23 protein-coding genes and 1 pseudogene are annotated in these 26,765 nt (G+C 71.9%); 19 read left to right on the top strand and 5 right to left on the bottom strand.

The window, feature by feature from the left end; translation table 11 throughout:
* Positions 1–7 precede the first annotated feature (7 nt).
* From AB0G50_RS22905 to AB0G50_RS22855, 11 genes are all read left to right on the top strand, one after another.
* Entirely contained in the window at positions 8–1,036 is a 1,029-nt protein-coding gene (locus AB0G50_RS22905; RefSeq protein WP_360111938.1) for an FAD-dependent oxidoreductase, read from the top strand.
* A 674-nt stretch (positions 1,037–1,710) separates the two neighbouring features.
* The gene (locus AB0G50_RS22900; protein WP_360111937.1) at positions 1,711–3,033 is read left to right on the top strand and encodes a SidA/IucD/PvdA family monooxygenase; all 1,323 of its coding nucleotides are present in this window, start codon (positions 1,711–1,713) and stop codon (positions 3,031–3,033) included.
* 35 nt (positions 3,034–3,068) lie between these two features.
* Complete coding sequence (locus AB0G50_RS22895; RefSeq protein WP_360111935.1) at positions 3,069–3,437, top strand: cupin domain-containing protein; 369 nt, start codon at positions 3,069–3,071, stop codon at positions 3,435–3,437.
* The gene (locus tag AB0G50_RS22890) at positions 3,434–5,065 is read left to right on the top strand and encodes a class I tRNA ligase family protein (RefSeq protein WP_360111933.1); all 1,632 of its coding nucleotides are present in this window, start codon (positions 3,434–3,436) and stop codon (positions 5,063–5,065) included. The genes AB0G50_RS22895 and AB0G50_RS22890 overlap by 4 nt, the downstream gene beginning before the upstream one ends.
* Positions 5,066–5,077: 12 nt before the next feature.
* On the top strand, positions 5,078–6,319 hold the full coding sequence (locus AB0G50_RS22885; protein WP_360111931.1) for an ATP-grasp domain-containing protein: 1,242 nt from the start codon (positions 5,078–5,080) through the stop codon (positions 6,317–6,319).
* 106 nt (positions 6,320–6,425) lie between these two features.
* A complete protein-coding gene (locus tag AB0G50_RS22880) occupies positions 6,426–6,803 on the top strand; it encodes a hypothetical protein (RefSeq protein ID WP_360111929.1) in 378 nt (125 codons plus the stop codon).
* 25 nt (positions 6,804–6,828) lie between these two features.
* Complete coding sequence (locus tag AB0G50_RS22875; RefSeq protein ID WP_360111928.1) at positions 6,829–8,640, top strand: ABC transporter substrate-binding protein; 1,812 nt, start codon at positions 6,829–6,831, stop codon at positions 8,638–8,640.
* Positions 8,640–9,944: a cation:proton antiporter gene (locus AB0G50_RS22870; RefSeq protein WP_360111926.1), complete on the top strand. Its 1,305-nt coding sequence runs from the start codon at positions 8,640–8,642 to the stop codon at positions 9,942–9,944. Before AB0G50_RS22875 ends, AB0G50_RS22870 begins: the two co-directional genes overlap by 1 nt.
* A gap of 69 nt (positions 9,945–10,013) precedes the next feature.
* Positions 10,014–11,261: an ATP-grasp domain-containing protein gene (locus AB0G50_RS22865; RefSeq protein ID WP_360111924.1), complete on the top strand. Its 1,248-nt coding sequence runs from the start codon at positions 10,014–10,016 to the stop codon at positions 11,259–11,261.
* A 28-nt stretch (positions 11,262–11,289) separates the two neighbouring features.
* Positions 11,290–12,624, top strand: a complete 1,335-nt coding sequence (locus tag AB0G50_RS22860; protein ID WP_360111922.1) for an MFS transporter — start codon at positions 11,290–11,292, stop codon at positions 12,622–12,624.
* A gap of 175 nt (positions 12,625–12,799) precedes the next feature.
* Positions 12,800–13,285, top strand: a complete 486-nt coding sequence (locus tag AB0G50_RS22855) for a hypothetical protein (protein ID WP_360111921.1) — start codon at positions 12,800–12,802, stop codon at positions 13,283–13,285.
* Between the two features lie 53 nt (positions 13,286–13,338).
* On the opposite strand, the gene AB0G50_RS22850 is transcribed toward AB0G50_RS22855, so the two are convergent.
* Positions 13,339–14,274, bottom strand: a complete 936-nt coding sequence (locus AB0G50_RS22850) for a LysR family transcriptional regulator (RefSeq protein ID WP_360111919.1) — start codon at positions 14,272–14,274, stop codon at positions 13,339–13,341.
* 212 nt (positions 14,275–14,486) lie between these two features.
* Here AB0G50_RS22850 and AB0G50_RS22845 point away from each other — a divergent pair, with 212 nt between their 5' ends.
* The 5 genes from AB0G50_RS22845 (at position 14,487) to AB0G50_RS22825 (ending at position 20,477) form a co-directional block, all read left to right on the top strand.
* Positions 14,487–15,281: a 2-amino-3,7-dideoxy-D-threo-hept-6-ulosonate synthase gene (locus AB0G50_RS22845; RefSeq protein ID WP_360111917.1), complete on the top strand. Its 795-nt coding sequence runs from the start codon at positions 14,487–14,489 to the stop codon at positions 15,279–15,281.
* The gene (locus AB0G50_RS22840) at positions 15,278–16,351 is read left to right on the top strand and encodes a 3-dehydroquinate synthase II (protein WP_360111915.1); all 1,074 of its coding nucleotides are present in this window, start codon (positions 15,278–15,280) and stop codon (positions 16,349–16,351) included. The genes AB0G50_RS22845 and AB0G50_RS22840 overlap by 4 nt, the downstream gene beginning before the upstream one ends.
* A gap of 4 nt (positions 16,352–16,355) precedes the next feature.
* A complete protein-coding gene (locus AB0G50_RS22835; RefSeq protein WP_360111913.1) occupies positions 16,356–17,708 on the top strand; it encodes a class I adenylate-forming enzyme family protein in 1,353 nt (450 codons plus the stop codon).
* Positions 17,709–17,733: 25 nt separating this feature from the next.
* On the top strand, positions 17,734–18,312 hold the full coding sequence (gene idi, locus AB0G50_RS22830; protein WP_360111911.1) for an isopentenyl-diphosphate Delta-isomerase: 579 nt from the start codon (positions 17,734–17,736) through the stop codon (positions 18,310–18,312).
* A gap of 1,481 nt (positions 18,313–19,793) precedes the next feature.
* A complete protein-coding gene (locus tag AB0G50_RS22825) occupies positions 19,794–20,477 on the top strand; it encodes a DUF998 domain-containing protein (protein ID WP_360111909.1) in 684 nt (227 codons plus the stop codon).
* Here AB0G50_RS22825 and AB0G50_RS22820 read toward each other — a convergent pair.
* A complete protein-coding gene (locus AB0G50_RS22820; protein ID WP_360111907.1) occupies positions 20,441–22,069 on the bottom strand; it encodes a long-chain fatty acid--CoA ligase in 1,629 nt (542 codons plus the stop codon). The two genes, AB0G50_RS22825 and AB0G50_RS22820, sit on opposite strands and share 37 nt — an antisense overlap.
* An 83-nt stretch (positions 22,070–22,152) precedes the next feature.
* On the opposite strand from AB0G50_RS22820, the gene AB0G50_RS22815 reads away from it, so the two are divergent.
* Together AB0G50_RS22815 and AB0G50_RS22810 are read left to right on the top strand one after the other, a co-directional pair.
* Positions 22,153–22,560, top strand: a complete 408-nt coding sequence (locus AB0G50_RS22815) for a hypothetical protein (RefSeq protein ID WP_360111905.1) — start codon at positions 22,153–22,155, stop codon at positions 22,558–22,560.
* 76 nt (positions 22,561–22,636) lie between these two features.
* A complete protein-coding gene (locus AB0G50_RS22810; protein WP_360111903.1) occupies positions 22,637–22,990 on the top strand; it encodes a hypothetical protein in 354 nt (117 codons plus the stop codon).
* Positions 22,991–23,024: 34 nt separating this feature from the next.
* On the opposite strand, the gene AB0G50_RS22805 is transcribed toward AB0G50_RS22810, so the two are convergent.
* The 3 genes from AB0G50_RS22805 to AB0G50_RS22795 are packed head-to-tail and all read right to left on the bottom strand — an operon-like array spanning position 23,025 to position 26,028.
* Positions 23,025–24,503 (bottom strand): glutamate--cysteine ligase, encoded by a 1,479-nt coding sequence (locus tag AB0G50_RS22805; protein WP_360111901.1) that lies wholly within the window; start codon positions 24,501–24,503, stop codon positions 23,025–23,027.
* Between the two features lie 23 nt (positions 24,504–24,526).
* Complete coding sequence (locus AB0G50_RS22800) at positions 24,527–25,186, bottom strand: 4'-phosphopantetheinyl transferase superfamily protein (protein WP_360111899.1); 660 nt, start codon at positions 25,184–25,186, stop codon at positions 24,527–24,529.
* Positions 25,183–26,028: a metallophosphoesterase gene (locus tag AB0G50_RS22795; protein ID WP_360111897.1), complete on the bottom strand. Its 846-nt coding sequence runs from the start codon at positions 26,026–26,028 to the stop codon at positions 25,183–25,185. Before AB0G50_RS22795 ends, AB0G50_RS22800 begins: the two co-directional genes overlap by 4 nt.
* A gap of 418 nt (positions 26,029–26,446) precedes the next feature.
* Here AB0G50_RS22795 and AB0G50_RS22790 point away from each other — a divergent pair.
* A pseudogene (locus AB0G50_RS22790) lies at positions 26,447–26,722 on the top strand (transposase); the annotation flags it as partial.
* Positions 26,723–26,765 lie beyond the last annotated feature (43 nt).

The following is a 26,765-nucleotide window of genomic DNA, read 5'->3' as shown; positions in this document are numbered from 1 at the left end:
GGTTGGCATGTTTACCGCCCTATTTCCCGAGTGCGCCGGCGGGCGCGCGGTGAAGGTCGGCGTGGTGGGCGGCGGCGTCGCCGGCGCGCTGCTCGCGCTGCGCCTGCGCCGGGAGCACGGCGTCGCGGTGGAGGTGTTCGCCGGACCTCCGTCCACCGCGGACGCCTCGGGCGCGTCCGGCGGACTGGTCCGCGGTGTCGAGTCGACACCCGAGGCCTCCCGGCTCGCCTCGGCGGCGCTCGCGGAGGTGCGCGGCAGCGCGGAGTTGCTGGAGTGGAGCGGGTACCGGGAGATCGGCTCGGTCCACGTCCGCGGTCCCGGCGCGGAACCCGACACGAGCGCGGTGGACGAGCTGCTGCCCGGTTCGGCGGAGGTCGTCGGCGGCGCGGAACTGGCCGCGCGCTTCGGGTTCCGGGACGCGGCCGACGCGGTCGCGGTGGTCGAGCGGCACGCCGGGTACCTGTCGCCCGACCGGTTGCGCGCCCGCGCGCTGGGCTGGCTCGCGGACCACGGCGCGCAGGTGCGACCGGTGCTCGCGACGACCGTCGCGCCCGGACTGGTGACGGTGGCCGGCGCGGAGCACCGCTTCGACGCGGTCGTGGTCGCGGCCGGCGCGTGGACCGGTCGGCTGGTCGGCGCGGAGGGCTGGCGCACCAAGCAGATCCAGTACGGCGTGTACCGGGTGCGGCTGCCCGGGCTCGGCGTGCTGGTGGACGACGTGACCGGGTTGTACGGGAGGCCCTGGGGCGACGGGACGTTCCTGCTCGGCCTCGGGTGCGACCGCTGGGGCGTCGACCCGGACCGGGTCGAGCCGGACCGCGCGTCGGCCGCGCTGGTGGTGGACCGGGTGCGCGAGCGGTTCGGCGCGACCGCCGTGCCCGAGCGCGTGGTGGCGTCGTTCGACGGCTACGGCCCGGATCCCGGCCTGCGGCTGCGCGGGTCGGACGGCCTCTTCACCTTCGCCGGTGGCAGCGGGGGAGCGGCCAAGACCGTCGTCGCGGCCAGTCGGCTCGCGGCGGCGGCCCTCGTCGGGTGACTCCGCCACCTCGCGCGTAACGCGGAACGACTGCGGTACCCAGGGTTCCGGCGGCCGGTCAGGCCGCCGGGCCGGCTGTGGCGACCCCGGATCACGGGCGCGCGGCACGGCCGTTCGGCTCAGCCATCGGGGATACGGTGCCTGCATTCGGGGGCATAGGGATTCTCTGTTGGTGCAGGGGTGAGCACGGGGCAATACTCGCTTCGGTCCGGTTCGCCAGACCACTTCGGACGGACTGATCCACCACGGAACCCGGGATTCCTCTGGGGCCGCACGACTTTCCACCGTCCGAAGAGGACATCCCGATCGAGGCCCGGCGTGGGCGGAGATCGGGGCAGCACCACCCGACCGCCGCGACCGGCGGTGGTCGGTCGGAACGGACCGGTCCGGGATGGGGGCACACGTGGTCGGCCACGTCGCGTTCGAGGCGCCGGGGCACCGCGCGTGCGGCCCGGATCACGGCACCCGAGGAGCCCGGGGTCCCCGGGCGGACGACACCCCGGCGGCGACCCCGCCGAGGCTCGCCCGCGCACCGAGGACCCCGCGCTCCGCCTAGGCGCCACACCGGCACACCGCCGCCGCGAGGCAGTTCGCGGCGCGATGAGCCCTGCCCTCGGCACGGCCGGATCCAGAGCACACGGCGCCACCTACCGGGCGCCGCACACCGTCGAGCTATGGAGATTCCGTTGGACCACCAGGAAGTAGAACTGCTGGCGATCGGCGCCGGGCCCGCGAACCTCGCCCTGGCCGTCGCGTTGGAGGAGCTGTCACCCGAGATCGCGGCGAACTCGCTGATCGTGGAGCAGCACGACGACGTGGTGTGGCAGCGCGGGATGCTGCTGCCCTGGTCGCAGAGCCAGGTGTCCTTCCTCAAGGACCTGGTGACCCTGCGCAACCCGCGCAGCGAGTTCTCGTTCGTCAACTACCTGCACTCGATCGGCAGGCTGGACGAGTTCATCAACCTCGGCACGTTCACCCCGTACCGGCTGGAGATCTCCGACTACCTCCAGTGGGTGGCCCGGTCGCTGAAGTCGGTGCGGGTCGAGCACGGCAGGCGGGTGGTCGCGGTCGAGCCGCGCGAGGACGTCGCGGGCGAGGTCACGTCGTGGCTGGTCCGGTTCGCCGACGGCGGCAGCGCGGGCGCGCGCAGCATCGTGGTCGGCGCGGGCCGGGAGGCGCACGTGCCCGCCGAGTTCCTGAACCTGCCGCGCGAGAAGGTCATCCACAGCACGGAGTTCCTCCAGCGCGTCGAGCGGCTCGACCCCGAGGGCGCGCACCGCATCGTGGTGGTCGGCGGCGCGCAGAGCGCGGCCGAGATGCTGTGGCAGGCCCACCAGAGCTTCCCGCAGGCCCAGGTCACCATGGTGATGCGCTCGATCGGCCTGAACGGCTACGAGAGCAGCAAGTTCACCAACGAGCTGTTCTACCCGTCCTTCGTGGACACGTTCAACCAGGCGCTGCCGGACGCCCGCGAGCAGCTGCTGCGCGAGATGAACCGGACCAACTACGCCGGGTTGTCGCCCGCCATGCTGGACAACCTGTACCGCACGATCTACCTGGAGAAGCTGACCGGGACCGAGCGGCTCGGCATGATCACCATGGCCGAGATCGGCGACGCCCGCTCCGAGGGCGACGAGGTCGTGCTCACCCTGGTCGACCGCAAGAACGGCGAGCGGTCCGAGCTGCGCTGCGACGTCGTCATGCTCGGCACCGGCTTCGGCAAGCAGATGCCGCTGATGACCCGCAACCTGGCCGCGTCCGTCGGCGCGGACGACTTCACCGTCACCCGCAACTACCGGATGACCCTGCCCGCGACCGTGTCCGCGCGGGTGTACCTCCAGGGCGTCAACGAGTCCACCCACGGCATCGCCGACTCGCTGATCAGCGTGCTGGCCATCCGGTCCGGCGAGATCGTCGGCGACCTGCTGGCCGACCGCGTCCCCGCCGCCCGCCCGCGCCAGGACGTCGAGCTGCTCGACGTCGTCGCCTCCGCCTGACCCCGCCGAACCCACCGCGAAGGAACGCACCGATCATGATGGAGATCCGCAAGCTCGACCGGGAGAACCTCAAGCAGGACAACGGGCTCGTGGCCCAGCGGCTGATGCCGTGGCCGCTGGTGAACGCGCCGTTCGAGGGCTCGTGGTGCGTCGTGCGCCCCGGCGCCGAGTCGGGCGCGCACGGCCACCACGAGTACGAGATCTGGGTGGCGATGACCGGCGCGGCCGAGATCATCACCAAGGACGGCACGTCGTCGTTCGTCGCGGGCGACGTCGTGCACTTCACGCCGCACGAGAAGCACCAGGTGGTCAACCGGGGCGACGCCGACTTCCAGTTCTACGCGATCTGGTGGGACGCCGAGATGACCGAGAAGTTCGGCGCCCGCCACGAGGAGATCGCGTGAGCGACAAGGCCCGTCCGGCGATCGTCATCGCGGCCACGCCGACCTCCAACGGCGACCTGCACGTCGGCCACATGGCGGGTCCGTACCTCTCCGGCGACGTCTACGCGCGGTACCTGCGCGCCACCGGCCGCCCGGTGATCTACACGACCTGCACCGACGACAACCAGAGCTACGTGGTGTCGACCGCGCACCGGCGCGGCACGACACCGGCGGAGCTGGTCGAGACCTCGACAGCGAAGATCGAGCGGACGCTCGCGGCCATGGGCACGCTGATGGTCGGCCTGCCGCCCATCGACGAGCGGTACGAGCGCACGGTCCTCGACTACGTCACCGAGTTGCACGCGGCCGGTCGGTTCCGGCTGCGCACGGTCCGGTTGCCCTACGCCAAGAACGCGGGCGTCTACCTCTACGACGGCCTGGTGTCGGGCACCTGCCCGGTGTGCATGTCCGGCAGCAGCGGCGGCGCCTGCGAGAACTGCGGGCACCCCAACAACTTCGACGAACTCCTCGACCCGCGCTACAGCGTGGACCCGGCGGACCCGGTGGTGTACCGGGAGCGGCAGATCCTGGTGCTGCCCATGGAGGAGTACCGCGAGCGGCTCTCGGCGTACTACGCCTCGCGCACCCCGCGCTGGCGCCCGCACGCCAAGCAGCTGATCGGCGAGCTCCTCGCCCGACCGCTGCCGGACGTGCCGGTCACGTTCCCCGGCACGTGGGGCATCAAGGCGCCGTTCACCGAAACCCCCGACCAGATCCTGTACCCGTGGATCGAGGCGATGCCCGCGTCGATCTACAGCACCTGGTGGGCCGCGAACCGGCTGGGCCGCTCCGGCGGCGCGGTGGACGAGCACTGGCGCGCCGAGCAGGGCGCGGAACTCGTGTACTTCCACGGTTTCGACAACGTCTACCACTGGGGCCTGGTCGACCTGGTCATGCTCCTCGCGCACGGCGACCGGTACACCACGCCGGAGGCCAACGTGTGCAACGAGTTCTACGACCTGGAGGGCGAGAAGTTCTCCACCAGCCGCAACCACCTCATCTGGAGCGCGGACCTGCTCGCCGAGGTGCCGCGCGACCTGGTGCGGTTCTACCTGGCGCTGACCGCGCCGGAGTTCCAGCGCACCAACTTCAGCCGCGACCAGCTGCACAGCGTCACCACGCGCCGGCTGGTCGAGCCGTGGAACGCGCTGGCGGACGCGATCGCGCTGGCCCTGGTCGGCGTGGACGCGGCGGAGCCGTTGCCCACCACGGAGGCGGGCAGGCGGCGCGCGGCGGCGATGGTCGAGCGGTTCCGGCTGTGCTACGAGCTGCCGCACTTCACCCTCGGCCGCGCGGCCGAGACGGTGATCACCCAGCTCGGCCGGCTGCGGCTGCTGGCCGACGCGGTCGACGTGCGCGGCAACGGGAACGCGCCCGCCGCGCCCGGCGACCTGCTGCTGGAGGCGCGCACGCTGCTCTCCTGGGCCGCGCCGATCCTGGTCGACATCGGCGACCAGCTCACCGCCGAGGGCGTCGACCTCGCCCTGGGCACCGAGGGCGCGACCTCGGTGCCGGTGTTCCGGTTCCCCCGACTGCCCGCGACGACCGCGACCGCGCAGTCCCGCCCCCTGCTCGACAGCGCCCGCTAAGGAGGTGGCGGCGTGAAGCTGCTGACCGTGGAGACCCGCCAGTACCTGAACTACTACCACTCCCGCTACGAGCAGGTGAAGGAGCTCGGCGCGGACCTGTACGTGCTCAACGGCGAGGGCACCGAGGACTTCTGGCCGGCGGAGAAGTACCGCCTGGTCGGGTCCAAGGACATCGACAAGATGATCGCCGTGGCCAAGGAGTGGCACGCCGACGAGCACTTCGACGGCGTGATCACGTTCTCCGAGGCGGCGGTCATCGCGGTGGCCATGATCGCCGAGGCGCTCGGCCTGCCGACCATCGGCCGGGAGGCGGCGCTCAACAGCCGCAACAAGCTGCTGATGCGCCGGGCGCACGAGCGGGCCGGCGCGCCGATCCCCGGGTTCCGGCACGTCACCTCGCTGGAGCAGGCGCGGGACGCGGCGGCCGAGTTCGGCTTCCCGGTCATCGTGAAGCCGACCCTGGGCGCGGGCAGCCACTTCGTCTTCAAGTGCGACGACGACGCGGAGCTGGTCGAGCACTACACCCAGGCCGCCGAGGGCATCCAGGAGCTGTTCTGGGCGACCTCCGAGGCCGACGGGATCGACCTGGGCGCCAACGGGATCCTTGTGGAGTCCTTTTTGGACGGCAAGGAGTACCTGATGGAGGCGGTGGCCTGGGACGACGAGGTGTACCTGGGCTCGGTGGTCGACCGGATCACCGCCGAGGGCGGCACGTTCGACGACGACGTGCACCACGCGCCGACGTCGATGTCCGCGCAGGACCTGGCCGCGGTGCACGCCGTGGTGAAGGCCGGCGCGCACGCGCAGGGCCTGCGGCGCAGCGTGATGCACGCCGAGGTGCGGTTCCACGAGGGCAAGCCCTACCTGCTGGAGATCGCGGCCCGGGTGGGCGGCGGCGGGTTGGACCTGGTCGCCCGGATCACCGCCGAGCACGACCCGATCGCGGCCGTGGTCGACATCGCGGCGGGCCGCGCGCCCGCCGTGCGGCACTTCACGCCCACCGGCACCCACATCACCGCGATGTGCCTGATCTCCGAGGCCGGCGTGGTCGAGGAGGTGCACGTGCCCGACGAGGTGAGCGGGTCGGACCGGGTGTTCCTGCTCAAGATCACCGCGCGCAAGGGCGACGTGATCAAGCGGCCGCCCAACGGGAACACGATCCTCGGGTTCCTCGGCACCACGGGTGAGTCCGAAGAGGACGCCTTCGCGAAGATGACCGAGTTCGCCGCGAAGGTCACGGTGGACTTCCAGTAGTGGCCGGGTTTCCCGGCGCCCCTACCGGCGCCGGGAGCCCACCGCGGGCGACGACCCGCGTCGCCCGCGTCCTTTCCGAGCGCGGACTTCCTTGGGGGAAGAGCAAGTGACGACGATCAACGCGATCGACTACGACGGCAAGCGGTTCAGCCCGGTGGCGGACGGCGCGCCGGAGGAGTCCAGGGTCGCGGTGTACCGCCAGGAAGGCGACCTCTTATGGGGCGAGTTCCTGGGAGGCCGGGCCCGGCGCGGCACGCTGACCGGCACCGTCCTGCCCGACGGCAGGCTCGACTTCGCCTACTGCATGGTGCTCGACGGCGGCGAGGTCGTCTCCGGCCACTGCACCAGCACGCCCCAGGTCCTCGCGGACGGGCGCGTGCGGCTCAACGAGGTGTGGGAGCGGTTCGGCGCCCACGCGGACAGCGGCGTCTCGGTGATCGAGGAGATCCCGCGCCGCGGCGAGCACGACACATCCGTCAGCTGATCCAGAGACAGGGACTGAACCAGACATGACCGCGGCCAGCACCATCACCGCCCCCGCCGAAGACCGCCCCAGGAAGGGCGGCGTCGTGACCTGGGCGTGCGCGCCCGGGTTCCCGCCCGCCGTGATCTTCCCGTTCACGCCCGCCGAGCGCATGGGCACCCGCAACATCCTGGAGTTCCAGGCGCTCATGTACCGGACGCTGTACTACTTCGGCAGCGATGGCACACCGAACGTCGACTACGCGCAGAGCATCGGCGAGGAGCCGGTGTGGAGCGAGGACGGGCTGACCGTCACGATCAGGGTCAAGCCGTGGAAGTGGTCGAGCGGTGAGACGCTGTCCGCGGACAACGTGCTGTTCTGGGTCAACCTGATGAAGGTGAAGGGCGCCCGGTACGGCGAGTACGTGCCGGGCTACTTCCCGGACAACCTGACCTCGTACGGCAAGCTGGCCGACGATCAGGTGTTCTTCACGTTCGACAAGGTCTACTCGAAGCACTGGGTGCTGCACAACCAGCTCAGCACCATCACGCCGCTGCCGAAGTCGTGGGACCGCACCGCGGCCGGACCGGCGAACGCCTCGGGCGACGTCGCGGACGTCGAGGCGGTCTACGAGTACCTGATGGCCGAGCAGGGCGACATCATCCACGAGGGCAACGAGCACCGCACCAAGTGGGCGGACAGTCCTGTTTGGAGTGTCGTGTCCGGGCCGTGGCGGCTCAAGAGCTACACCCTGGAGGGCATCGTCACGTTCGTGCCCAACGAGCACTACTCGGGGCCGAACAAGCCGCACCTGGACGAGTTCCGCCAGGTGCCGACGTTCTCCGACGAGGAGCAGTACAAGGCGCTGCTCAAGGGGCCGGACGCCGAGGACGGCTTCCAGGTCGGCTACCTGCCGCTGAGCTTCGCCACCGAGCCCGCGGTGGACCCGGTGGTCGGCGGGCCGAACCCGTTGGCGGACAACTACACCATGTACCCGCAGAGCGCCTTCTGCATCCGGTACATCTCGCTGAACTACAACAACCCGACCGTCGTCGGGAAGCTGTTCGCGCAGACCTACGTCAGGCAGGCGCTGCAAAGCGTGCTGGACCAGGACACCGCGGTCCGCGACATCTACCAGGGCTACGCGTACCGGCAGAACGGCCCGGTGCCGATGTACCCGAAGACCGACTACGTCTCGCCGCGCCAGCGCGAGGGCGCGTGGCCGCTGCCGTTCTCCCCGAAGCACGCCAAGGAGTTGCTGGAGGCCAACGGCTGGGACACCAGCGTGACGCCGGCGGTGTGCGTGCGTCCCGGCACCGGACCCGGCGAGGCGGGCGAGGGCATCCCGGCGGGCACCCCGCTGACCATCCTCATGCGCTACGTCGAGGGCCGCCCGGCGCTGACCCGGGTCATGGAGGGCTTCCGCGACGCGGCCGCCGAGGCCGGCATCGAGTTGCGGCTGATGGAGGTCTACGGCTCGGTGCTGGTCGCCGAGGACGCGCCGTGCACGGCGACCGAGGAAACCCCGTGCACGTGGGAGATGTGCTGCTGGAACGGCGGCTGGGCCTACCACCACCCGACCGGCGAGATCCTGTTCTCCACCGGCGCGGGCGGCAACTTCGGCTTCTACAGCGACCCGAAGGCCGACGAGCTGATCGAGCGCACGGTCACCAGCGACGACCTCGACGTGCTCTACGAGTACCAGGACTACATCGCCGAGCAGGTGCCGGTGATCTTCACGCCGAACTTCCCGATCCGGCTGTTCGAGGTGGCCAACACGCTGCGCGGCTTCGGGCCGGTCAACCCGTACGGCATGATCAACCCGGAGAACTGGTACTACGTCGAGGACGAGGCCTGATGGTCCTCGCCGCCGTGCCGCCGAGTCCCGTCGGCGCGCACCAGATGCTCGTCTTCCTGCTGCAACTGGCCGTGCTGCTCGGCACGGCGTTCGCGCTCGGCAGGCTGGCGGCGAGGTTCCGGATGCCCGCGGTGGTCGGTGAACTCGCCGCGGGCGTCCTGCTCGGCCCCTCGCTGCTCGCGCCCGCGCTGCCCGGGCTGTCCGGCTGGCTGTTCCCGACCGACCCCGGCCAGATCCACCTGCTGGACGCGGTGGGCCAGTTCGGCGTGCTGCTGCTGGTCGGGTTCACCGGGATGCACATCGACCTCGGCCTGGCCCGGAAGCAGGGTCGCGCCGCGCTCTGGGTGGCCTCGGGCGGGCTGCTGGTGCCGCTCGGGCTCGGCTTCGGCGCCGGGTTCCTGATCCCGGCGTCGATGGTCGGCGACGGCGCGGCGCGGCCGACGTTCGCGCTGTTCCTCGGTGTCGCGGTGTGCGTCAGCGCGATCCCGGTGATCGCCAAGGTGCTGCTGGAGATGAACCTGCTGCACCGCGACATCGGTCAGCTCGTGGTGACCGCGGCGGCCGTGGACGACATCGTCGGCTGGTCGCTGCTGGCGGTCGTGTCCGGGATGGCGACCGCCGGGCTCACCACCGGGCACGTGCTGCTCTCGGTCGGCTCGCTGGTCGCGGTCGCCCTGATCGCGCTGCTGGTCGGACGGCCGGTGGTGAAGCGCGCCCTGGCGCTCGCGAACCGGTCGACCGAACCCGGCGTGACCGTCGCGGTGGTCGTGCTGCTGATCGTGCTGTGCGCGGCCGGAACGCACGCGCTGGAGTTGGAGCCGATCCTCGGCGCGTTCCTCTGCGGGCTGTTGATCTCGGCGGCCGGCGGGGTCGACCGGGAGAAGCTGAACCCGCTCCGGGTGTTCGTGATGTCGGTGCTCGCGCCGATCTTCTTCGCGACCGCCGGATTGCGCATGGATCTCACCGCGCTGCGCCGCCCGGAGGTGCTCGGCGGGGCATTCCTGGTATTGGTTCTGGCTATCACCGGCAAGTTCGTCGGCGCCTACCTGGGTGCGCGAATGGGCAGGTTGAGCCACTGGCAGGGCCTCGCGCTGGGCGCCGGACTCAACGCACGAGGCGTTATCGGGGTCATCGTGGCCATGGTCGGCCTGCGCGTCGGTGTGTTGACGACGGCCACCTATACGATTGTCGTATTGGTCGCGGTGGTCACCTCGCTAATGGCACCCCCGACCCTCCGCTACGCCGTTCGGCGGATTGCCGTGACGAGCGAGGAGAAGGACCGGGAAAAGGTCTTCAGCGGTTAGCCGTCGGTTTCTCGGAAATCGGCCGGAAACCTGCTACAAACTCTCCCGACGAAAAGAGGGCACCGCACCATGACCGCAACCCGAGACGACCGTCCGCTGCTCCTGCTGGTGGCCACCGGCATGCGGACCTACCGCGAATACCTGCTGCGCTCGATCAGTGCCGAGTACCGCGTGCACCTGTTCTCCCACGTCGAACCGGAGTGGGAGAAGGAGTACGTCTCGGGGTGGACGGTGCTGCCCAGCACGATGGACGGTCCCGCGATGGCGGAGGCGGCCCGCGGTCTCGCCGCCGACCACGAGTTCGCGGGCGTCCTGTGCTGGGACGAGGCGCGCATCCACGCCGCGTCGTTCGTGGCGCAGGCGCTGGGCGTGCGCAACGGCGACCCCGCCGTGGTGTGGCGCCTGCGGGACAAGGGCCAGACCCGCGCGACGCTGGACGCGGCGGACGTGCCGCAGCCCCGGTCGATCCCGGTGAAGACCGCGGACGACGCCGTGGTGGCGGCGGACAAGGTCGGCTACCCGGCCATCCTCAAGCCGCGCGGGCTGGGCGCCAGCCTCGGCGTGATCAAGGTGCTCGACGCCGACGGGATCCGGGCCAACTTCGCGTTCACCGAGAAGGCCGAGGGTCCCGAGCCGGTGGTGTTCGACACCGACCAGCCGATCCTGGTCGAGGAGTTCGTGTCCGGCGAGGAGATCAGCGTCGACTCGGTGGTCCGCGACGGCCGCGTCACGCCGGTCTTCGTCGGCCGCAAGGTCGTCGGCTACCACCCGTACGCCGAGGAGATCGGCCACTTCGTGGACGCCGACGACCCGCTGCTGACCGACCCCGTGCTGGCCGACGTCCTCCAGCGCACGCACGACGCGCTGGGCTTCACCGACGGCGTCACGCACTCGGAGTTCATGCTCACCGCCGACGGCCCGAAGGTCATCGAGGTCAACGGCCGGCTGGGCGGCGACCTGATCCCGTACCTGGGCCTGCTCGCCACCGGCGTCGACCCCGGCGCGTTCGCCGCCGCCGCGGCCACCGGTCGCACGCCGGACCTGGAGCCGCGGCACCGCAAGGTGGCCGGCATCCGCTTCTTCTACGTGGCGGAGGAGGACACCACGCTCGGCTCGCTCGGCTTCGAGGAGTCGAGGCTGCCCGAGGGGATCGACCGCGCGGTGGCCGTCGCGGCGCCGGGCGCCGTGGTGTCGCCGCCGCCCAGGGGAACCGTGTGGGGGCGCATCGCCTTCGCCATCGCCACCGGCTCGTCCCGCGACCAGGTCGCCCAGCGCCTGGACGCCGCCGAAGCCGCGTTCGTCGTCACGCCTGCCTGAAGACCGTCCCACCGAGAAGTGAAGAGCGATGACAACTGACCACAAGTCCGCGGGCATCTGGACCACCTTCGTCGAGTCGCCACTGGCGGTGAAGGCCGTCCTCGGTGGCGTCTTCATCAACAAGATCGGCGGCTTCCTCAACATCTTCCTGGTGCTGTTCCTCACCGCGAAGGGCTACTCCGCAGGCCAGGCGGCGACCGCCCTCGGTGTGTACGGCATCGGTGCCGTGATCGGCGTCCTGGTCGGCGGCGCGCTCGCCGACCGGCTGGGCGCGCGCAACTCCACCGTGCTCAGCATGGCCGGTTCCGCGGTGCTGATCGGCTCGCTGCTGTACCTGCCGAGCTACCCGGCCCTGGTGGTCGCGGTGGCGCTGGTCGGCGCGGTGAGCCAGATCTACCGGCCCGCGTCGGCGACCCTGCTGTCCGAGCTGACCGGCGACGACCGCCAGGTCATGACGTTCGCCATGTACCGGTTCGGGTTGAACCTGGGCACCACGGCCGCGCCGCTGATCGGCTTCGGGCTCTACCAGCTGGGTGGCAACAGCTACGACCTGTTGTTCTGGGGCGAGGCGTTCGTGGCGCTGGCCTACGCGGCGCTCGCGCTGGTGGCGCTGCCGTCCAAGGCGAAGGCCAGGGCGAGCGTCGAGGCGGCCTCGGACGGCGCGCCCGCGCCCACCGGCCGGTACGCGGACCTGGTCAAGGACAAGCGCTTCCTGCTGTACCTGACGGGCACGTTCCTCAACGCCATCGTCTACGTGCAGTACCTGTCGACGTTGCCGCTGGACGTGCAGGCCTCGGGCGTGCCGGTGTTCTGGTACACCCTCGCGGTCGCGATCAACGGCGGCGCGGTGATCCTGTTCGAGCTGCTGGTGACCAAGAAGACGCAGCACATGAAGCCGCGCCTGGTGGTGCTGACCTCCTACCTGCTGGTGGCGGTCGGCTACACGCTCTACGGCCTGCCGCTGGGTCCCGCGGTGATCGTCCTCGGCACGCTGGCCTGGACGCTCGGCGAGATCATCGGCGGCCCGGTCGTGTTCGCCTACCCCGGCATGGCGGGCCCGGCGCACCTGAAGGGCCGCTACATCGGCAGCTTCCAGTTCCTGTTCGGGCTCGGCTCGGCGGTCGGCCCGGTGCTGGGCGGCCTGCTGTTCCTGGGCGTCGGCCGCTCGGTGTGGCCGCTGCTGGCCCTGATCGCGGTGATCTCGGCGGCGTTCGGGTACTTCGGCGTCGCGCCGTCGCAGCCGAAGACGCCCGTGGGCGACACCGTGGCCGCGGACCCGATCGAGCCGGTCCTGGCGGCCGAGGAGGTCGTGCCGGTGGCGGAGGACGTCGCTCCGGTGGCCGAGGAGGTCGCGCCGCGCTGACGGCCGGCGGAAACCCGTAGGACCCGCCACCCGTGGCGGGTCCTGCGCATGTCGTGGCGTGCGAGCGTTTTCGCGTTGTCGGCGCACTTGGTGAAACTCCCACTCAACTCGGGGTTCAAGGGGAGTTCACCGGTGCCGGCTAGCGTTCGCGCCGCCTCGACGGAAGGAGAAGGACATGCGTCCGTTCCGCACCCTCGCCGCGTTGCTCCTCGCGCTGGGCGGGTTCGCCCTCGCCGCGCCCGCCGCGTCCGCCGACGTCACCGCGGCGGTGACCAAGCTCAGCCAGTCCGACGCCGCGTCCCGGCTCGGCGCCGCCGGCATCACGTGGTCCTCGAGCGGGAATTGCAGCAACCGCAACAACTCCACCTGCACGAGCTTCGACCAGATCAACCTCGCCACGGTGCAGGGCGTGATCACGTTCAAGAACGTCAGCGGGTGCGCCATCCGGATCACCGGCGGCACCGAGACCGGGCACGCCAGCGGGACCTACAGCCACTGGAACGGGTACAAGGTGGACGTCGCGCTGACCACGTGCGTGACGAACTACGTCAAGGGGCACTACTCGTCCATCGGCGGCAACAAGTGGGAGGCCGCGTCGGGCAACGTGTACTACCTGGAGTCGAACCACTGGGACATCACGTACTACTCCTGCGGCTGCTGACCTCCGGCGGGGCGTCGACCGCGGCGCCCCGCTCGGCCGTCCGATGTGGACGGTCAGCTCGCGGCGACGGTGAGCGCCGAGCGGTGCCGGACGCGCACCCGGACGTGGTAGGCGCGCAGCAGCGCGGCGTGCACGTCGTCGACGTAGTCGTCGGTTTCGGTGCGGCGCCGCCAGATCAGGCTGACGCGGCGGTGCACGGGGTTGCCGGCGATCGGTTTCAGCACGATGCCCGGCAGGTCGTGGCCGGTGGGGAAGAAGCACGCCACCGTGTGGCCGGAGCGGACCAGCTCGGCCGCCGAGGCCGGGTCGACGCCGAAGTGCGTGCAGCGCGGGGTGAAACCGGCGGCCTCGCACGCGAGGTGGAGGTTCAGCCTGCCGCCGCCGTGGTTCTCGTCCGGCACGGCCCACTCCTCGTCGGCCAGGTCGGACAGCCGCACCTCGGCGCGTGCGGACAGCCGGTGCCCGACGGGCACGCCGACGAGCATCGGCTCGGTCACCAGCGACCTGCGGTCCACCTCTTCGGGAATCCGAAGTGGACTCTGGGGGAACTCGGTGACCAGGGCCACGTCGACCTTTCCGGTCCGCACCAGCTCGAGCACCGCGTCCGCGTTGCGCTCCACGTGGGTGGTCTGCGGGTGGTTCGGCAGCAGGTCCCGCACGACGCCGACCAGCAGCGGCGCGTGCGCGCCGGCGACGCCGCCCAGCCGGATCCCGGTGCCGCCGCTCTGCGCCGCGAGCTTGCGCGCCGTCAGCAGCAGGTCGTCGAACCGCTCGACCAGGTCCCGCGAGCGCGACACCACGTGCCTGCCCAGTTCCGTCAGTTCCACGCCGTCCGTCCGCCTGGTGAACAGCGGACCGCCGAAGCCGCGTTCGATGCGCCGGAGCTGCGCCGTCAGGCCCGCCTGCGCGATCTTCAACGAGGTGGCCGCCCGGCTGATGCTCCCCGCTTCGGCCACGGTCAGCACGACGTGGAGATGTCTCAGCTCCATGTGCACCGCCGCAGCCTAGGGCAAACGGAGGACCGCGGGCACCGACCGCGCGGGTGTCCCACGGCATGACGCTGAGTGCCCACCAGGTAGCACACCGTTGCTCCGAAGGGTGCATAACTGACGAGTTATCGCCATGTGCCAGTCCCGCCGCGATGCGGGTTCGTCCAAGGTGCTCCATGGCTGTCCGCCGATCCAGGGAAGGTGTGAGCGACATGAGGAAAGCGTTGCGGCTGCGACGCCTTTCCCGTCCGCGCGACGACAGGTACCTGTTCGTCCCGCTCGACCACAGCGTCTCCGACGGGCCGGTGGTGCCGCGCGACCGGTGGCACGACCTGATCGACTCGGTCGTCGTCGGCGGTGCCGACGCGATCATCGTCCACAAAGGACGATTGCGCACCATCGACCCGGCCGTGCTCGGCGGCTGCGCGCTGGTGGTCCACCTGAGCGCGGGCACCGCGCACGCGTCCGACGCGAACGCGAAGGTGCTCGTCGGCGAGGTGGAGGAGGCGCTGCGACTCGGCGCGGACGCGGTGAGCGTGCACGTCAACATCGGCGCGGACACCGAGGAGCGGCAACTGGTCGACTTCGGCGTCGTGGCGAACGCGTGCGACGCCTGGAACGTCCCGCTGGTCGCGATGATCTACCCGCGCGGCCCGCGCATCGCGGACCCGAACGACCCGACCCTGCTCTCCCACGTGGTCAACATCGCCGTCGACCTCGGCGCGGACATCGTGAAGACGAACCTCGCGCTGCCCGCGGAGCGGATGGCCGAGGTGACCGCGAGCTGCCCGATACCGGTGCTCGCGGCCGGCGGCCCGGCGGGTGGCGGCAGTCTCGTGGACACCGCGCGGTCCGCCATGGCCGCCGGGTGCGCGGGTCTGGCCGTCGGCCGCCGGGTGTTCACCGCGCCATCACCGATGTCGCTGGTGGCGGAACTGGCGTCGGTCGTCCACGAGGGCGCCGCCGCGGAACTCGTCCACTACACAACCATGACAGGTGCCGTGTGAAGTTCGCCTGGATCGACCTGCGCAACACCCCCGAAGCGCACCGCGAGGCCGTCGTCGACGCCGCCGTGCACGCCCGCCTCGGCGGGATCGTGTCCGACGACCCGGCGCTGCTGGACGCGTTGCCGCCCACGCTGACCCGGGTGCTGATCGCGCCCGAGCGGGTCGACAGCCCGCACCTGGTCGCGGTGACCCTGCGCGACCGGGACCAGTTGGACCGGCTCACCGCCGACGCCGCCTTCGTGCAGGTGTCCGACGACCCGTCGCTCAAGCTCGCCTGCGACGCGGCGACCCGGCTCGGGCACACGATCGTCGGGTTCACCGATCCCACCAAGATCCCGCTGGAGATCGTGATCGCGGCGGCCGACGGCGCGGCGGGCAAGCTCGTCACGGTCGTCGCGGACCTGGAGGAGGCGGCGATCGTCCTGGACGTGCTGGAGCACGGCTCGGACGGCATCCTGCTCGCGCCGCGCGACGCGACCGAGGTGTTCGGGCTGGCCCGGCTGCTGGAGGCGGTGACGCCGCCGCTGGAGCTGACCACGTTGGTGGTCAAGGGCATCGCGCACAACGGGCTCGGCGACCGGGTGTGCGTCGACACGTGCTCGCACTTCGAGGAGGACGAGGGGATCCTCGTCGGCTCCTACTCGTCGGGCTTCATCCTGTGTTGCAGCGAAACCCACCCGCTGCCGTACATGCCGACCCGGCCGTTCCGGGTCAACGCGGGCGCGCTGCACTCCTACGTGCTGGGGCCGGACAACCGGACCAACTACCTGTCCGAGCTGCGGTCGGGCAGCCCGGTGCTCGCGGTGAACTCCGAGGGGCGCACCCGCAAGCTCACCGTCGGGCGGGCGAAGCTCGAGTCGCGGCCCATCCTGACCATCACCGCGCACTCGCCCGAGGGCGTCGAGGTGAGCCTGACCGTGCAGGACGACTGGCACGTGCGGGTGCTCGGCCCGGGCGGCAAGGTCCGCAACGTCACCGAGCTGCGCCAGGGCGACGAGCTGCTGGGCTACCTCGCCAAGGAGCAGCGCCACGTGGGCATCCCCATCGGCGAGTTCTGCAAGGAGTCCTGACCCGATGCGGGAGTTCGTCACCGATCTGCTGAGCCGGCACGGCGACGACGTGCCGGTGTTCAGCCACCGCGACACCGTGACGCACGGCGGGTTGCGCGCCGCCGTCGCCGCCGAGGCCGGCCTGCTCGCGGCCTCGGGCGTCGGCGAGGGCAGCACCGTGGCCGTCCAGGTGCCGCCCAGCTTCACCCAGCTGGAAGTCGTGCTGGCGCTGTGGACGCTGGGTGCGCGCGTCGTGTCGATCGACCACCGGCTCACGCCGGTGGAGGTGGAGGTGCTGCGCGGGCTGTGCCGGCCGCAGTTCACCGTGCGGGCGACCGACGGCGCGCCGGCGGTGTTCCGCGAGCGGTACGAGCTGGTCGTCTCGGCGCTGCCGGACGGGGTGCCCGCGGCCTCGGGGCACCGGCTCGTCCAGTTCAGCTCCGGGTCCACCGGCACGCCCAAGGTGATCGGCCGGAGCACCGCGTCGCTGATCCGCGAGGTGCACCGGTTCGGCGCCGCCGAGGGCATGACCCGGCACGGCGAGCGGCACCTGCTGCTCAACTCGACCGCGCACAGCTTCGGGCTGGTCGGCGGGTTGCTGCACGCGCTGGCGGTCGGGGTGCACCTGGTGTTCGCGGGCGGCCGGTCGGCGCGCGAGGTGCTGCGGACGGCGGCCGAGCACCGGGTGGACGTGCTCACCGGGTTGCCGCTGCACTTCGACGTGCTGGGCGCGGAACCGGACCGGTCGGCGCTGCGGTCGGTGCGCGGCGCGTTCGCGGGCGGCGAGCTGATGCCGCCCGAGGTGGCCGCCCGCTTCGCCGCCGCGTACGGGTTCCGGGTCGGGGAGTGCTTCGGCACCACCGAGACCGGCGCGTTGACCATGGACTTCGCCGGGGTCACCCGGCCGTCGGTCGGCGCCGTGCTGGGCGACACCACGCTGCGGGTGCGCGACGGGCTGGTGGAGGTGGCGCTGGACGAGTCGCCGTACCTGTCCGGCGACGACGGGACCCGGTACGCCGACGGGTGGTTCCGCACCGGCGACCGGGGCGAGTTCGACGCGCGCGGGAACCTGGTCCTGCTGGGGCGCAGCGATTCGCTCGTGGTCGTGTACGGGAGCAAGGTCGACCTGACCGAGGTCGAGGCGGCGTTGCGGGCGCACCCCGACGTGACCGAGGCGATCGCGGTGTACGACGGCGCGATCGAGGCGTACGTGGGCACGACGGGTGACGAGCTCTCGGCCGAGGCGGTGCGGGCGTGGTGCGCGGAGCGGTTGGCGGACTTCAAGCTCCCGCGCCGGTTCCACGTGCTGCGCGCGTTGCCCCGGACGCCGAGCGGCAAGCTGGTGCGCAACCCCCGGGCGCTCGCCGCCGCGCGCTGATCCCGGGTGTGGCAGGGTGTGCCGCGTGGAAGAAGTCGTGCTGCTGGACGAATCCGGCGTCGCCGTCGGCACCGCCGCCAAGTCGTCGGTCCACCACGCGGACACCCCGCTGCACCTGGCGTTCTCCAGTTACCTGTTCGACCCGGCCGGGCGGTTGCTGCTGACCCGGCGGGCGTTGCACAAGAAGACCTGGCCGGGGGTGTGGACCAACTCGTGCTGCGGTCACCCGTCGCCGGGCGAGAGCGCGGCGGCGGCGGTGACGCGCCGGTTGGCGGACGAGCTGGGTGTGGCCGGGGTGGAGCTGTCCCTGGTCCTGCCGGCGTTCCGGTACCGGGCGGTGATGGACAACGGGGTGGTGGAGAACGAGATGTGCCCGGTGTTCACCGGCGTCCTCGCCCACGACCCGACCCCGAACCCGGCCGAGGTGGACTCGGTGGAGTGGGTCGTGTGGGCGGACTTCGCGGCGGCGGTGCTGGCGGGCGTGCGACCGATCTCGCCGTGGTGCGTGCAGCAGGTGGAACAACTGGCCACCCTCGGCGACAACCCCCTCACCTGGCCCCACGGCTCCGAGTCCGACCTCCCCCCGGCGGCCCGACCTTCCTGACCGCCACTCGAGCCCACCCGCCCGGCCAGCTCGACCACCGCGGCGGCCTGGACCACCGCCCCGGCCCCGGGACCACCGTGCCGCCAACGACCGCTGCGCCGGCCAGGACCACCGAGCCGGCAAGGACCACCGAGCGGGCCATGACTCCTGCTCCAGTCATGACCTCTGCTCCGGCCTGGACCACCGCGCCGGCCATGACTGTCGCTCTACCTGGGGCCGCCGCGCCGGCCAGGACCATCGCCGGCTCCACCGCCGCGCCTGCCGGGCCGCTCAGCCATCCGTGACTGCTGCTCCAGCCGGGACCATCGCGCCGGCCAGGAGCACCGAGCCGACTCGACCACCTCGCCTGCCAGGCCGCTGCGCTTGCGAGAACCGCCGCGCCGGCCATGAGCACCGCGCCAGAGTGACAGCCCCCGGCTCGACCGCCACGCCGTCCCCAGGACCGCTGCACCTAGCCTGGACCGCCGCGCTGCCCAGGACTGCCGCTCCAGCCTGGACCGCTGCGCCTGGCCGGGACCACCGCGCTGCCCATGAGCACCGCGCCGGCTCGACCACCGCGCTTTCAGGAACCGCTGCACCGACTCGACAGCTGCGCGGCCCGGACCACCCCGCCGCCCGGACCACCCCGCCGCCCGGACCACCCCGCCGCCCGAGCTGCCTCGCCGCCCGAGCTACCTCGCCGCCCGGACCGCTGCGCCGCCCGGACCGCTGCGCCGCCCGGACCGCTGCGCCGCCCGGACCGCTCGACCGCTCGGATCGCCGAGTCGCCCTCCGGGGCATAGGCGTCTGGCCAGCCCGGTCGTTGAATCGTCGGATTGTTGAACATGTGACCCCCGCCCCGCCCGGTGCGCGCGCCCGCCCCGCCGGTTCAATTGTTGAAGCAGTGGATTGTTGAACAATTGACACGGCATTCGTGACCCGCACACGATTGCGCCTGCTTCGCCGCGACCGCCGTCCTCGCCGCAAGCGCTCGCTCCGCCACAACCGCCTGCCGCCGCCTCGGCATCCCTGCCGCCCATCTGTCGGTGCGCTTCCCCGCCCGCCGCCCGCCGCCGCTTCGGCATGGCTGACGCCATCGGTCGGCGCGGCTGCGCGACGACCACCCGCCGCCTGCCACCCGCCGCCTGCCACCCGCCGCCTGCCACCCGACCATCTGCGGCCCATCGACCACCCGCTGTCCCTCGACCACCTGCGTCCCCCCGACCACCCGCTGTCCGCCGCCTGCTGTGCGACAACCGCCTGCTGTGCGACAACCGCCCGCAGCCCGCAGCCCGCAGCCCGCAGCCCGCAGCCCGCAGCCCGCTGCCCGTCGCCTGCGTTCCGTCGCCCGCCGCCACCGCCTGCCCCCTCCACCTCGGCGTGGCACGCGGGCTGCTGTGCGGGTCGCTGCCTCGGCGGGTGGGTGGTCCGGTGGGCGGAGCTGGAGCTGTCGGAATGCTGAAGGGCGGAACCGGGGTCGGTGGTCGTCCGTTTTGCCGGGTGTGACCACCGACCTCGCCGCCCGTGCGCCGGCCCGTGCACCAGTACGCCTGCTCGCCGTCGTCGGCACCCTGGCGGTCGTCGGGACGGTGACCATGATCGGGTCGCTCGACCTCTACCGGGCCCTCACCACGCCGGCGACGCTTCGGCGCACCATCAGCGAGTACGCGCTCGGCCCCCAGCGCTGGGTGTTCGACGTCGGCGTCGGGCTGCTCGTGGTCGGGTCGCTCGCCATCCTCGCCGTGCTGGTCCGGCGTCGGTTGGCGGGCACGGGCGGTGCGGTCGCGATGGTGGCCTGGGCGGTCGGGCTTGCGCTCGTCGTGGTGTTCCCCAAGCACAACTGGGCGGTGGGGGGGTCCGGGGCGAGCGGGACGGTGCACCGGGTGGCCAGTCTGGTGGCGTTCGTCAGCCTGCCGATCGCCGCGGTGCTGCTCGCCAGGCCCTGGGCCCGCGGCGACCGGCACGCGCGGTGGGTGGTGCGGTTCGGGGTGGTGTCGGCCCTCGCGTTCACCCCGATCCTCTACGCGGTGCTGGTGAACGCGGTCGTCGGCACGGCGTGGTGGCGGGTGGTGCCGCTGGGCTATGTCGAGCGCGTGCTGGTGGTGACCGAGGTCGCCACGGTGCTGGTGATCGGGCTCTGGGCCGTCGCTCAGTCCCGGTACAGACCGTCCAGCACGTCCCGGTAGCGCGACTCGATCTCCTTGCGCTTCGGCTTCATCGACGCGGTGAGCGTGCCGTCCTCCACCGAGAAGTCGCCGTCCAGCACCGCGAACCGCTTGATCTGCTCGTGCCGCGCCAACTTCCCGTTCGCCGCCGCGACCGCCCGCTCCACCTCGGCCCGCAGGTCCACCTCCGCCGACGCGGTGTCCGGGTCCGGTGTCACCAGCGCGACCACGTACCGGCGCTGGTCACCGTGCACCAGCACGTGCCCGATGTACGGGCTCGCCGCCTTCACCCGCGCGCCGACGCCCTGCGGCGACACGTACTTGCCGCCCGAGGTCTTGATCAGGTCCTTCTTGCGGTCGGTGATCCGCAGCCGGCCCGCGTCGTCCAGTTCGCCGATGTCGCCGGTGCGCAACCACCCGTCGTCCAACGTCGCCGCGGTCTCCTCGGGCAGCCCGCGGTACCCGCGCATCACGCCGCGACCGCCGATCAGCACCTCGCCGTCCTCCGCGATCCGCACCGACGTGCCCGGCAGCGGCTCGCCGACGGTGCCGAACTCGTGCGCGCCCGGCCGGTTCACGAACGACGCCGCCGACGACTCGGTCAGCCCGTAGCCCTCGAGGATGGTCAACCCGGCGGACTCGAAGAACCGGCCCACGTCCGCCGACAGCGGCGCCGAGCCGGACACGAAGTAGCGGATCCGGCCGCCGACCCGGTCGCGCAGCTTCGCGAACACCAGTCGGTCCGCGATCACCCGTCGCACCCGCCACGAAGGGTGCTCCGCGACCCGCAACGCCCACTCGAACAGCTTCTCCCGCACGCCGCCCGACGACCGCACCGACGCCACCACCCGCTGGTGGATCTTCTCGAATATCCGCGGCGCGCCCGCGACCACCGTCGGCCGCAGCTCCAGCAGGTTCTCCGAGATCCGGTCCACCGCGCCGTCCACCGCCGTCGGCACGCCGATGCCGACCATGGCCACCTGGAGCACCTTCCCGAAGGCGTGCGACATCGGCAGCCACAGGTAGTGCAGGTCGCTCTGCCGCAACAGGTCCAGCTCGGCGATCGCGTCCGCCGTGTACAGCCAGTTGTCGTGGGTCAGCTCCACGCCCTTGGGCGTGCCCGTGGTGCCCGAGGTGTAGATCAACGTCGCCAGGTCCTCCGGCGTGATCGCGTCCACCATCGCGTCGTACTCGGCCGCGTCCTCGGACGGCACGGGGAAGTCCGCGTCGCCGAACCGCACCAGCCGCACCCCGTCGGGCGCCTTGTCCGCCAGGTCCGGGTCGCACGCCACGATCGCGCTGCCCGAGTCGCGGACCACGTGCGCGCACTCCTCGGGCGTGCTGTTCGGGTACACCGTCGTCGTCACGCCGCCCGCCGCCAGCACGGCGAGGTCGTGCAGGATCCAGTCCACGCTCGTCGCGGCGATCAGCGCGACCCGCGCGCCGTCGCGGACACCGGCCGCCCGGTACCCCAGCGCCAACCCGCGGACCCGCTCGCCGACGTCGGACCAGGTCAACGACTCCCACCGGCCGTCGACGCGGTGCCGCAGCGCCTCGGCGCCGGGGGTGGCGCGCACCCGTTCGCGCAGCAGGTCGGGGATGGAACGGGCCACGGAGGTCCTCCTGGGCTGGACGGCGGGGTGTCCAGTCTCCCAGTCGTGATGACCGCGCGACGCGCCACCCGTAGGGTGACCGCATGGCTACCTGGGGCGACCTCGCCGCGTATGTCCGCGACGCCTACGACGTCATCGCCGAGGAGAAGGACGAGATCCGGATCCTCTTCGACTTCGAGCACCTGGACGAGGACGACGAGCGGACTCAGGTGATCGTCCTGGTCCGCGAGGTGCTCGACAAGGTGCACGAGTGGGTCCAGATCGCGTCGCCGATCGGCCTCGCCGCCGACGTCGACCTGCACGCGCTGCTGGTGGAGGTGGGCGTCTCCTCGATCGCCTGCGGCGCGGCGATCATGGGCGACCACGTCGTGCTGCGGCACTCGCTGCCGCTCTCCGACCTCGACATCCACGAGTTCGTCGACCCGCTCACGCTGCTCGCGGGCACCGCGGACCGGCTGGAGGAGCAGTTCTTCGGCGGCGACAACTACTGAACCCGGGCGTACCGCCCATCGGGATCGCGAATCGCCGTCCCCGACCCGGTGGACCGGCCGGTTTACCCTGGTGGGCGTGTACGAGTCGATGACGGTGCAGGTGCGCTCGGATCTGGGGGAACGGCGACTCGTCGCCGCGGTCCGGTCGCTGCTCGAACGGCACGAGGTGCTGCGCGCGGACGGGGCCTCGGCCGCGTCCTGCGTCCGCCACGTGTACCTCGCCCCCGACTCCGAGTGGCGCGCCGCCGACGAGGTGGCCGCCGCGTCCCGCCGCAACGGCGCTTTCCAGGTGGTGTGGCTGGACTCGGGCACCGAGGCCCGGCTGGTCCTGGTCGCCCGCAGCGAGGCGCTGGAGGAGGTCCCGTGGCGGGTCCTGCTCCCCGAGCTGGCCTCCGCGTGGAACGCCAGCCCGGTGCGGGTGCCCGCCTAGCCCGCGATGCCCGCCCCGAGTCCACTGTGGACGGTCAGCCGACCGGCCAGGTGTGCACGGGTTCGTTGCTGTGCATCAGGTCCCGGTAGGTGCGCAGCATCCGGCGCAACGCCTCGGGCCGGTCGAGCGACGAGTGGTCGTAGTGCTGGTGGAACACCCTGGCCTGCCACGTCGCGCCGTTCACCCCGGTGAGGCAGCGCTGCTCGACCACGCCCAACAGCCGGTCCCGCTCGACCGGGTCCACGTTCAACCGCACCAAACCCTCGTGCGCCAACGGCAACAGCCTGCGCAGCACCAGTTCCGCGGCCGGCACCGTGCCCAGGCCCGGCCAGTACACCTGCGCGTCGATGCCGTTCCGGGCGCCCGCCAGGAAGTTCTCCTCGGCCGCGCTGAACGACATCTGCGACCACAGTGGACGTTCCTCCTCGGCCAGCATCCGCACCAGGCCGTAGTAGAACGCCCCGTTGGCCAGCGTGTCGACCACCGTCGGGCCGGCGGGCAGCGTCCGGTTCTCCACCCGCAGGTGCGGCCGGTCGCCCACCACGTCGTACACCGGGCGGTTCCAGCGGTAGACGGTGCCGTTGTGCAGCCGCAACTCCGCGAGCGACGGGGTGTCGCCGCGCTCCAGCACCGCGAGCGGGTCCTCGGCGTCGCAGATCGGCAGCAGCGCCGGGAAGTACCGGACGTTCTCCTCGAACAGGTCGAAGATCGACGTGATCCACCGCTCGCCGAACCACACCCGCGGCCGGACGCCCTGCTCCTTCAGCTCGTCCGACCGGGTGTCGGTCGCCTGCTGGAACAGCGCGATCCGGGTTTCCCGCCACAGCTCCTTGCCCAGCAGGAACGGCGAGTTCGCGCCCACCGCCACCTGCACGCCCGCGATGGCCTGCGCCGCGTTCCAGTACGACGCGAACGCCTCCGGCGGCACCTGGAGGTGGAACTGGGTGGACGTGCACGCGGCCTCGGGCACGATCGAGTCCGCGGTCAGCTGCAACCGCTCCACGCCGTCGATCGAGATCGCCAGGTCCTCGCCGCGCGCGGCCAGCACCTGCTCGTTGAGCAGCTCGTAGCGCGGGTTGACCGACAGCGCGTCCACCGCGAGGTGCTTGGCCTGCAACGTCGGCAGGATGCCGATCATCACCATGTGCGAGCCCGCGTCCCGGGCCTTGTGCTCGGCCTCGTTCAGCGACGCGCGCACGGTCTCCTCGAAACCGGGCATCGCGTCGTCGCCCAGTTCGCGCGGCGCGACGTTGATCTCCAGGTTCCACTGGCCGAGCTCGGTGACGAAGTCCGGGTCGGCGATCGCCTCCAGCGCCTGGGTGTTGCGCATGGCGGGGTCACCCGCCTCGTCCACCAGGTTCAGCTCGATCTCCAGGCCCGCCATCGGGCGCTGGAAGTCGAACCGCGACTCGCGCAGCATCCGCGCGAACACGTCGAGGCACCGCCGCACCTTGGTGCGGTACCGCGTGCGGTCCTCGCGGGTGAACTCGTGCCGTGCGACCTCGTCGCCCACTTGCGCCCTCCCAGACCGGATGATCAGGGCGCGGGTACCGCGATCGCGGTGACCACAAACCCCTCCCGCACGAGCCAGCGACCGGTGAACCCGTCCAGCATGACGCCGTCCACCACCGGGGGGTCGATCAGGATCCGCGCGGCGAACGTGCCGTCGTCGGGGTTGACGGTCACCTCCGCATCCTCGAACCCCAGCCACGCGCGCGCCAGTGGGAACCACGCCTTGTAGACGGTCTCCTTGGCGCTGAACAGGAGCCGGTCCCAGGCCACCTTGTCGCCCGCCGCCCGCAACCGCTCGACCATGGCCAGCTCGGGCGGCAGCGCCACGGCCTCCAGCACGCCGCCGGGCGTCGGCTCGTTCGGCTCGGCGTCGAGCCCGATCGTCCACACCTCGGACGCCCGGCCGACGGCCGCCGCCCGGTAGCCCTTGCAGTGCGTGATCGCGCCGACCACCCCGGCGGGCCACAGCGGCTCCCGGTTGGGGCCCGGCAGGATCGGCACGGGCGCGATGCCCAGCCCGCCCAGCGCGGCGCGCGCGCAGTGGCGACCGGTGGTGAACTCCAGCCGGCGCTTCTCCACCGATCGGGCGATGTGCTCCTGCTCCTCGGGGAACAGCACCGCGTCGGCCGGGTCCTCGAACGCGTCGACCGCGGCGACGGGCGGCGGCAGCAGGTCGGTGATCACCGGGCGTCCCCCTCGCGCAGCACGTCCAGCAGGGGCGCGCCGGTCCAGCCGCGGGGCTGCCACTCGCGCGGGTAGCCCAGCGACACCTCGTCGAAGCGCACGCCGTCCTTCCGGATGGTGCGCGGGATGTGCAGGTGGCCGTAGACCGCGACGGCCGCCCGGTAGCGCAGGTGCCAGTCCGCGGTCTTCTCGGTGCCGCACCACAACGCGAATTCGGGGTACCGCAGGATGAACGTGGGATCCCGCACCAGCGGCCAGTGGTTGATCAGCACCGTGCGCAGGGTCGGGTCCACCTGGTCGAGGCGCCGCTCGGTCTCCTCGACCCGCGCCGCGCACCACGCCTCGCGCGACGGGTAGGGGTCCGGGTGCAGGAAGTACTCGTCGGTGCAGATGACGCCCGCCTCCTGGGCGGCGTCCAGCGCGCTCGCCTTGTCGGTCGTGCCGGCCGGGCGGAACGTGTAGTCGTACAACGTGAACAGCGGCGCGACGGCCACCGGGCCGCCGGCGCCCTCGAACACCGCGAACGGGTCCTCCGGGGTCAGCACGCCCAGCGACCGGCACAGCTCCACCAGGTGCTTGTAGCGGACCTCGCCGCGGGCCTGCACCGGGTCGTCCTTGGTGGTCCACAGCTCGTGGTTGCCCGGCGACCACACGACGGTGTGGAACCGGTCCCGCAGCTGGGACAGCGCCCACTCGATGTCCTCGACCTTCTCCGCCACGTCGCCGGCCACGATCAGCCAGTCGTCGGGGGAGTGCGGCCGGATGGCCGAGGTGAAGTCGCGGTTGAGCTGGTAGGTCACGTGCAGGTCGCTGGTGGCGAGCAGGCGCGGTGTGCTGGTCACCCTTGCGAGGGTATCCGCAGTCCCGCCGAGTGGGACCACGACCGTTCGCCCGCTCGTCGCGGGTGGGGTGCCGTTGGTCGTGCGGCGGTGCGCCGCGTGACGACGGCTCCACCCGCTCGCCGGGTACGTGCTTGGGAGTGAGCGGTCGTGTTCCTAGCGTGATGGTCATCACGACCTGTCCTGGGCGGAGGACCTGATGACCGACTACGCACGAACCGCACAGCCGTTCGGCCGCACGGTGGGCGCCGAGATCGCCCGCCAGGTTCAACAGCACGTGCACCCCGCGGTCGCGCCGCGTCGCATCGACGACGCCGCGCTGGCCACGTTGCTCCGCGCCCGCCAGCGGGGTGACGCGCAGCGGCAGGAGCCGTGGGTCCGCCGGGCACCCGAGGTGCCTCCCCGGGCGCCGCACGCGGACGTGATCGAGCAGCTGGCCGCGCGGCTCGTGCCGTCGGCGCTGTGGGCCCGCGTGGAACCCCAGATCCCACCCGCGAAGGTGCGCCGCCAGGGCGGTGGCCGTGGCCGCGTGTCGGACCGGGCGATCTTCACCGCGATCGTGTTCGTGCTGACGAGCGGGTGCGCGTGGCGGCACCTGCCGGCGACGTTCGGGGTGACCGTGCCGACCGTGCACCGGCGCTTCCAGGAGTGGACCGACGCGGGCCTGTGGCCGCGGCTGCGCCGGGTGGTGGCGGAGGGTCCCGCGGAGGAGACCGAGTGGCTGCGGCTGGTGCTGGAGG

It is taken from the genome of Actinosynnema sp. NPDC020468 (assembly GCF_040642015.1).
Classification (GTDB): domain Bacteria; phylum Actinomycetota; class Actinomycetes; order Mycobacteriales; family Pseudonocardiaceae; genus Actinosynnema.
This window is presented reverse-complemented; position numbering and strand designations above follow the sequence as displayed.

Excerpts from the sequence above, each read along its gene's own strand:
- AB0G50_RS22815 (WP_360111905.1), top strand. The coding sequence starts at position 22,153 with ATGGCTACCTGGGGCGACCTCGCCGCGTATGTCCGCGACGCCTACGAC.
- AB0G50_RS22905 (WP_360111938.1), top strand. The coding sequence starts at position 8 with ATGTTTACCGCCCTATTTCCCGAGTGCGCCGGCGGGCGCGCGGTGAAG.
- AB0G50_RS22850 (WP_360111919.1), bottom strand. The coding sequence starts at position 14,274 with ATGGAGCTGAGACATCTCCACGTCGTGCTGACCGTGGCCGAAGCGGGG.
- AB0G50_RS22870 (WP_360111926.1), top strand. The coding sequence starts at position 8,640 with ATGGTCCTCGCCGCCGTGCCGCCGAGTCCCGTCGGCGCGCACCAGATG.
- AB0G50_RS22865 (WP_360111924.1), top strand. The coding sequence starts at position 10,014 with ATGACCGCAACCCGAGACGACCGTCCGCTGCTCCTGCTGGTGGCCACC.
- AB0G50_RS22835 (WP_360111913.1), top strand. The coding sequence starts at position 16,356 with ATGCGGGAGTTCGTCACCGATCTGCTGAGCCGGCACGGCGACGACGTG.
- AB0G50_RS22855 (WP_360111921.1), top strand. The coding sequence starts at position 12,800 with ATGCGTCCGTTCCGCACCCTCGCCGCGTTGCTCCTCGCGCTGGGCGGG.
- AB0G50_RS22895 (WP_360111935.1), top strand. The coding sequence starts at position 3,069 with ATGATGGAGATCCGCAAGCTCGACCGGGAGAACCTCAAGCAGGACAAC.
- AB0G50_RS22875 (WP_360111928.1), top strand. The coding sequence starts at position 6,829 with ATGACCGCGGCCAGCACCATCACCGCCCCCGCCGAAGACCGCCCCAGG.
- AB0G50_RS22900 (WP_360111937.1), top strand. The coding sequence starts at position 1,711 with ATGGAGATTCCGTTGGACCACCAGGAAGTAGAACTGCTGGCGATCGGC.
- AB0G50_RS22860 (WP_360111922.1), top strand. The coding sequence starts at position 11,290 with ATGACAACTGACCACAAGTCCGCGGGCATCTGGACCACCTTCGTCGAG.
- AB0G50_RS22845 (WP_360111917.1), top strand. The coding sequence starts at position 14,487 with ATGAGGAAAGCGTTGCGGCTGCGACGCCTTTCCCGTCCGCGCGACGAC.